This is a genomic window from Nocardioides sp. CPCC 206348, from assembly GCF_048654705.1.
Lineage (GTDB): Bacteria > Actinomycetota > Actinomycetes > Propionibacteriales > Nocardioidaceae > Nocardioides.
Map to the genome: position 1 here is coordinate 28,860 of NZ_JBMCZA010000191.1, position 6,272 is coordinate 35,131.

Consider the following 6,272-nt stretch of genomic DNA (forward strand, 5'->3'; position numbering starts at 1 on the left):
CGGCCAGCACCTCCGCCGCGGCCCGCACCGTCGCCGCCGACCAGGGTTGGCCCACCAGCGCAGCCTCCGTCGCCGTGGCCCGGATCGGCGTGGCAGCCACGCCACCCAACCCGATCGCGGCACGTGCCACTGCGCCGTCCAGCACCTCGACCGCGAAGGCGACCGCGACCGACGAGATGTCGTCGAACCGCCGCTTCGCGATCTTGTGGAACGCAGCAGCCGGGGCGAGCGGCAGGGGAATCCGGACCCGGGCGATCAGCTCGTCCTCCCGCCGCACGGTCTTCCGGTAGCCGGTGAAGTAGTCGGCCAGCGGCACGACGCGCTCCCCCGCGCGGGAGACGAGCACGATCTCCGCAGACAGCGCGAGCAGCGCCGGCGGCAGGTCACCGATGGGCGAGGCCGTGCCGAGGTTGCCGCCGATCGTCGCGCCGTTGCGGATCAGCCGCGATGCGAACTGCGGGAACACCGCGTCCAGCAAGGGGATCCGGCCCGCGAGCTGCCGCTCGACCTCGGACAGCGACAGGGCCGCGCCGATCTCCACGACGTCGTCCCGCTCCTCCAGCACGCGCAGCTCGTCCAGCTGGTCGATCGCCACCAGGAGCGCCGGACGCGCTCCCCGCAGGTTGGCCTCGACCCCGAGGTCGGTCGACCCCGCGAGGGCGACCGCTCCCGGTTCGCCGAGTGCGGTCAAGGCCTCGTCGAGGGAGCCGGGGCGCACCCACCCGGGCGCACGGCGCGCGGGCGCCGCAGGAGTCGGCTCCGCCGTACGGGAGAGGAAGCGGTCGCCCTCGACCGGATGGCCCAGCGCTTCGGCGGCGTCGACGATCGGGCGATAGCCGGTGCAGCGGCACAGGTTGCCGGACAGCGCATGGTGGTCGAACTCCACGCGTTCGGGCCGGTAGTACTCCGCCGCCATGCTGCAGACGAAGCCCGGCGTGCAGTAACCGCACTGGGAACCGCCGCGACCGGCGATCTCGCACTGCACGGGGTGCAACGCGTCGGGAGTACCCAGACCCTCCGAGGTCAGCACCTCCTGGTCGGCCAGGGCCGCCGCCGGGATGAGGCAGGCGTTGACGGCCGTCCACTCCGTCGGCGCGTCGACGCCCGGGCGGGCGATCAGGACGGCGCAGGCGCCGCACTCGCCCTCCGCACATCCCTCCTTGGCACCGGTCAGCCCGATGCCGCGCAGCCAGTCAAGGGCGTTGAGCGCCGGGCCGGCAGCAGCGAACGACCGGACGGTCCCGTTGACGGTGACGGGAGCCTGCGGCAGATTGGCGGCCGGGTCGGTGCTCATCACCCCCACCGTAGGCCCGCTCCCCATGCCTTCGGGTCCAGCTCGAACGAATTAACCGTCCCGAAACCCACGGCGACAGCACTGAAACGCTGCGCTCATAGCGTCACTGATCAGCAACTGCTGTTGCATCTCGGACCGGTCCCGAAGCCAGCCCACGCAGGAGAACACATGACCCACCCGTCCCCTCGCCCGCACGCGCGCCGGCGCTTCCGGATCATGGCGGCCACGATGGTGGCCACCGTCGGCATGCTCGGCCTCACGGCCTGCGGCAGTGACGATGCCGACGAAGGCAGTGGCCACGGCGAGATCAGCGTCCAGTACTCCTGGATCAAGAACGAGGAGTTCGCCGGCGAGTTCTACGCCTACGACAAGGGCTACTACGACGACGCGGGCTTCAGCGCCGTCAACGGCATCTCGGGCCCCGACACCGGCGTGGCGAAGCTGCTCAGCGGCACCGTGCAGGTGGCGCTCAGCGATGCCGCATCGATCGGAGCCGCGATCGCCAACGAGGACGCCCCGCTGAAGATCATCGGCGCGACGTTCCAGAAGAACCCGTTCACGATCCTGTCCCTCAAGGACGGCGGTGACATCAAGACGCCCGCCGACCTCAAGGGCAAGAAGATCGGTGTCCAGGACTCCAACGCGAGCGTGTTCGAGGCCATCCTGAACGCCAACGGCATCTCGAAGGACGAGGTCGAGGTCGTGCCCGTCGACTTCGACCCGACCCCCCTCATGGAGGGCAAGGTCGACGGCTTCATGGCCTACCTGACCAACGAGGCGATCACCGTCGAGCTCGCGGGCCACGAGGTGACCAACCTGCCGTACGCCGACAACGGCGTGCCGTACGTCGCGGAGACCTTCAGCGTCACCGACCAGTACCTCGCCGAGAACAAGGAGCTCCTCAAGGACTTCCTGATCGCCGAGATCAAGGGCTGGACCGACGTCTTCAAGAGCCCGACCGCCGACACCGTCGGCGTGATCACCGAGTTCTACAACAAGGCCGCCTCCGACAACGCCGAGGGCCTCGAGGCCGTGTTCGGCGCACTGGATCCGAAGAAGACCGGTCTCGGGCTGGACGCGCAGAAGCTGCTGATCTCCACTCCGGACACCGAGGCGAACGGGCTGTTCACCATCACCGACGAGCTCAAGGCGCAGACCGTCGAGTCGCTCGCGGCGGCCGGCTGGAAGGTCAGCGTCGAGGACCTCTTCGACACGACCATCATCGACGAGATCTACGAGGAGAACCCGGACCTCAAGGGATACCTTCCGTAACCCATGGATCTCGAAGCAACCGCCGATGCCGGTGCCCCGCGCCCCCAGGCGCCGGGCACCGGCATCCAGGTGACCGGACTCAGCAAGACGTTCAAGGTCGGCCGCGGCCGCACGGTCAACGCGCTCGAGGACGCCGACCTCCACACCGACGTCGGCTCGTTCCTCGCCCTGCTCGGCCCGTCCGGTTGCGGGAAGTCGACGATCCTGCGGATCCTCGCCGACCTGGAGCAGCCGAGCGCCGGCACGGCACTGGTGGACGGGAAGACGCCTGCCGAGCTGCGCCGGGGCAGTGAGCTGGGCATCGCCTTCCAGGACCACGCACTGCTGCCGTGGCGCAGCGTCACCAAGAACATCCGGCTGCCCTACGAGGTCGCCGGGCGCACCGTCGACACGGCCTACATCGAGGAGCTGATCGACCTCGTCGGACTGCGTGGCTTCGAGAAGAGCCTGCCGGCGCAACTGTCCGGCGGCATGCGCCAGCGGGTGTCGATCGCCCGCGCCCTCGCGCTCAAGCCGTCGGTCCTGCTGCTCGACGAGCCGTTCGGCGCACTCGACGACATGACCCGCCAGAACCTCAACCTCGAGCTGCTGCGGATCTGGACCGAGAAGCCGGCCACCACGCTGCTCGTCACGCACGGCATCTCGGAGGCGATCTTCCTGTCCGACCAGGTGGCGGTGATGTCGCCGCGGCCCGGCCGGATCAAGGCGATCATCGACGTCGACCTGCCGCGGCCACGCACCCCCGAGATGATGCGGACCCCCGAGTTCCACGCCCTCGTCGACCAGGCCTCGGAGATCCTGTTCGGTGCCGACGGGCGCGCGGACGCCGAGTCATGAGCGCATCATGAGGTGGTCGTGATCAGGATTCCCGGCTGGCTGGCGACCGTCCTCGGCTGCGTCGGACTGGTCGCCGCCTGGTGGCTGTTCTCCGCGCTCGCGTTCCGCCCGGACGCCGGCACCACCTACGACCCCGTCCCGTCCCCGCTGGCGGTCTTCCGCCAGATCATCGATGACGGCTTCTCTGCCTACTGGGACTTCTTCTCGGTCACCATCCACGAGGCCGCCATCGGCTTCCTGTGGGGCAACGGCCTCGCGCTGCTCCTGGCGGCCACGGTGTTGCTGGTGCCGCGGATCGAACCGGTCGTGGTCCAGATCGCCGTCGTGACCTACTGCCTGCCGATCGTGGCGGTCGGCGGCATCGCGATCGTCGCGCTCGGAGGTGCGAACACACCGGGCGACCCGTCGAAGACGGCCATCTTCCTGGCAGCCCTGTCGGTCTTCTTCACCACCGTGGTCGGCGCGCTGCTCGGGTTCAAGGCGGCCGACCGGGCCAGCCTCGACGTCGTCCGCGTCTTCGGGGGCGGACGCCTCCGCCAGCTACTCAAGGTCCGCCTGCTCTCCGCCCTGCCGGCCATCCTCAACGCGCTCCAGGTCGCCGTACCGACCTCCCTGCTGGGCGCGGTCCTCGGTGAGTACCTCGGCGCCACGGACCGCAGCGTCGGCATCACCCTCATCCGGCTCCAGGGCTCACTCGACTCGGTCCGGGTGTGGGCGGTGTTCCTGCTGTGTGCGCTCGTCGCCCTCATCGGGTACGCCGCGTTCGGGCTGATCGCGCGGCTGATCACTCCCTGGGTGGCAGGACGGAGCGCCCGATGACCCGCGCCATCGGCCGCTCCCTGGTCAACGCCCTGGCCACCCTGCTCATCGTGCTCGCCCTGTGGCAGGCCGTGGTCAGCTTCGCCGGCGTCTCGCCGTACGTCGCCAAGGGGCCGCTCGACGTCTTCCGGTTCCTGTTCGTGGACGAGGCCGGTGCCGCGCCCGGACGACTGGCCGCCGATCACCGCGCGTCCATGCAGCCGCTGATGGTCCAGACCCTCCAGGACTCCGCGCTGGGCTTCGTCGTGGGCCTGTCGATCGCCATCGTGCTGGCCGTCTGCTTCTCGCTGTCGAAGGTCGTCGAGGCGAGCGTGATGCCGCTGGCGCTGCTGCTGCGCAGCGTTCCGCTGGTGTCGATCTCGCCCGTCATCATCCTGATCACCGGCCGCGGCTCGACCGCCTCGGTGGCGACCATCGGCAGCATCGTGGTGCTGTTCCCCGCGCTTGCCTCCGCCTTGTTCGGACTGAGCCGGGCCAGCCGCGAGAGCCTCGACCTCGTCCACGTGTACGGCGGCGGGAACCTCACCGCACTGCGCAAGGTCTCGATCCCGGGGGCCCTGCCCTCACTGTTCGCCGCGGCCCGGGTCTCCGTCCCGGGAGCGGTCACGGGAGCGCTGCTCGCCGAGTGGCTCTCGACCGGCCAAGGCATCGGCGGTTCGATCCAGAAGTTCAACGCCGCCGCGAAGTTCGACGACCTGTGGGCCTCGGTCGCGATCATCACCGCGATCACCCTCGTCCTCTACAACCTCGTGCAGCTGCTGGAGAACGTCGTGCTCGCCCGGATGGGGATGAGCCAGCAACAGGCCTGAGCCCTACGGCACCACCGGCAGGCTCAGCGTCTGCGCCGACCCGGAGGCGATGGTCACCGGTGCGGCCACCACTCCGCCGCGGTAGTTGATCGACCCGCCGGCCACGACCAGGCGGACCTGGTGACCGGCGGCGAACTGGTGCACGATCGCCGGGAGCGTCACAGTGAACGGCTTGTTGACGTCAGGCACCCGCACCGGGGCCTCGAGGCCGTTGATCATCGTCGCGGTGCCGTCAGGTGCCACGTCGACCACCTTGACGAACAGCACGAGCTGACCGATCGGGCCGAGTGCCTGGGTCAGGGCTGCCGTCGGCGCACCGACCTTCACGTTGACCTTCGGCGAGCCCGCAACACGCAACGGGGCGGTCAAGGACGGTGTGGACCAGGCGGCGTACGTGCCGGGCAGGTCCTTGACCGCAGAGCTGATCGGCCCGAGCACGCTGCCGAAGACGTCCATCTCGTCCAGTCGCGTGGGCAACCCGGCGGCCGTGGTGAGGAAGGACTTGCTGCCAGCAGCCGACGGCGTCGCCCCGGTCACCAGGTTGCCGGTGCCCGAGAGTCGCCAGGTGCGCGTCGTCCCGACGGGGAAGGCGGTCGCCGTCGCGTAGGCAGGCGCGGCGTTGCCTGAGTAGGAGGCCCAGTCGCGGAAGTACGCGAACTCCGGGCCGGTGCTCACCGGCAGTCCCTTGAGGTGGCGCTCGAACCAGCCGATGACCCGACCCGACGTGTAGCCCTGCGACGGGTCCGTCCAGTTCACCTCTCCGGGGGCGGAGTCACCGGAGTGGCCGCCCTGCTGCCAGATCATCTTCGTCTCGGTGCCCTGGGCCTGCAGCGCGCGATAGGTGGCGGCGGCCTCGTTGAGGTTGAAGAGCGTGTCCCGTTCGCCCTGCACGAGCAGGGTCGGGACCTTCACCTTCGCGATGTACGACGCCACGGACGCGTGGCGCAGAGCGGCGATGTCGCCCGGCTGCAGGAAGCCGGTGGCCCCGGCCGTCAGCAACGCCGGACAGACGAAGTCAGCGAAGTTGGGACACGGCAGGTCCGGCGGGACCTGCTGGTTCTGCAGCTCGCCGGTCACGCCGACGACGGCGAACCCGAGTGCCCACATCAGCTTGGCGGCGCCGGGCACCGAGGTGGAGACACCCTTCGTCTGCGCGGTGTTGTTCGGCCCGAGGCTGTAGCTGAGGTCGTTCCAGGTGACGAACGGGACCAGGGCGTCCACGCGGGCGTCCACCGACGCCA

6 protein-coding genes are annotated in these 6,272 nt (G+C 69.8%); 4 read left to right on the plus strand and 2 right to left on the minus strand.

The features are described 5' to 3' along the window. A partial coding sequence (locus ACOADB_RS16545) for a xanthine dehydrogenase small subunit (protein WP_378600763.1) occupies window positions 1-1,294 on the minus strand: 1,294 nt, incomplete at its 3' end. A 168-nt stretch (window positions 1,295-1,462) separates the two neighbouring features. Between ACOADB_RS16545 and ACOADB_RS16550 the strand changes: the two genes are divergently transcribed. Genes ACOADB_RS16550 through ACOADB_RS16565 form a run of 4 tightly spaced genes read left to right on the plus strand, consistent with a single transcriptional unit; the run spans window position 1,463 to window position 5,031 of the window. Further along, entirely contained in the window at window positions 1,463-2,566 is a 1,104-nt protein-coding gene (locus tag ACOADB_RS16550; RefSeq protein ID WP_378600766.1) for an ABC transporter substrate-binding protein, read from the plus strand. Window positions 2,567-2,569: 3 nt separating this feature from the next. Next, complete coding sequence (locus ACOADB_RS16555) at window positions 2,570-3,403, plus strand: ABC transporter ATP-binding protein (RefSeq protein WP_378600769.1); 834 nt, start codon at window positions 2,570-2,572, stop codon at window positions 3,401-3,403. Window positions 3,404-3,421: 18 nt separating this feature from the next. Continuing rightward, window positions 3,422-4,222 (plus strand): ABC transporter permease, encoded by an 801-nt coding sequence (locus ACOADB_RS16560; protein ID WP_378600772.1) that lies wholly within the window; start codon window positions 3,422-3,424, stop codon window positions 4,220-4,222. Next, complete coding sequence (locus tag ACOADB_RS16565) at window positions 4,219-5,031, plus strand: ABC transporter permease (protein ID WP_378600775.1); 813 nt, start codon at window positions 4,219-4,221, stop codon at window positions 5,029-5,031. Before ACOADB_RS16560 ends, ACOADB_RS16565 begins: the two co-directional genes overlap by 4 nt. Window positions 5,032-5,034: 3 nt before the next feature. Here the strand turns inward: ACOADB_RS16565 and ACOADB_RS16570 are convergent. Further along, a partial coding sequence (locus ACOADB_RS16570; protein ID WP_378600778.1) for a CocE/NonD family hydrolase C-terminal non-catalytic domain-containing protein occupies window positions 5,035-6,272 on the minus strand: 1,238 nt, incomplete at its 5' end.

Bases quoted from the DNA above. Each gene is read 5' to 3' on its own strand.
- ACOADB_RS16550 (WP_378600766.1), top strand. From the start codon at position 1,463: ATGACCCACCCGTCCCCTCGCCCGCACGCGCGCCGGCGCTTCCGGATC.
- ACOADB_RS16555 (WP_378600769.1), top strand. From the start codon at position 2,570: ATGGATCTCGAAGCAACCGCCGATGCCGGTGCCCCGCGCCCCCAGGCG.
- ACOADB_RS16565 (WP_378600775.1), top strand. From the start codon at position 4,219: ATGACCCGCGCCATCGGCCGCTCCCTGGTCAACGCCCTGGCCACCCTG.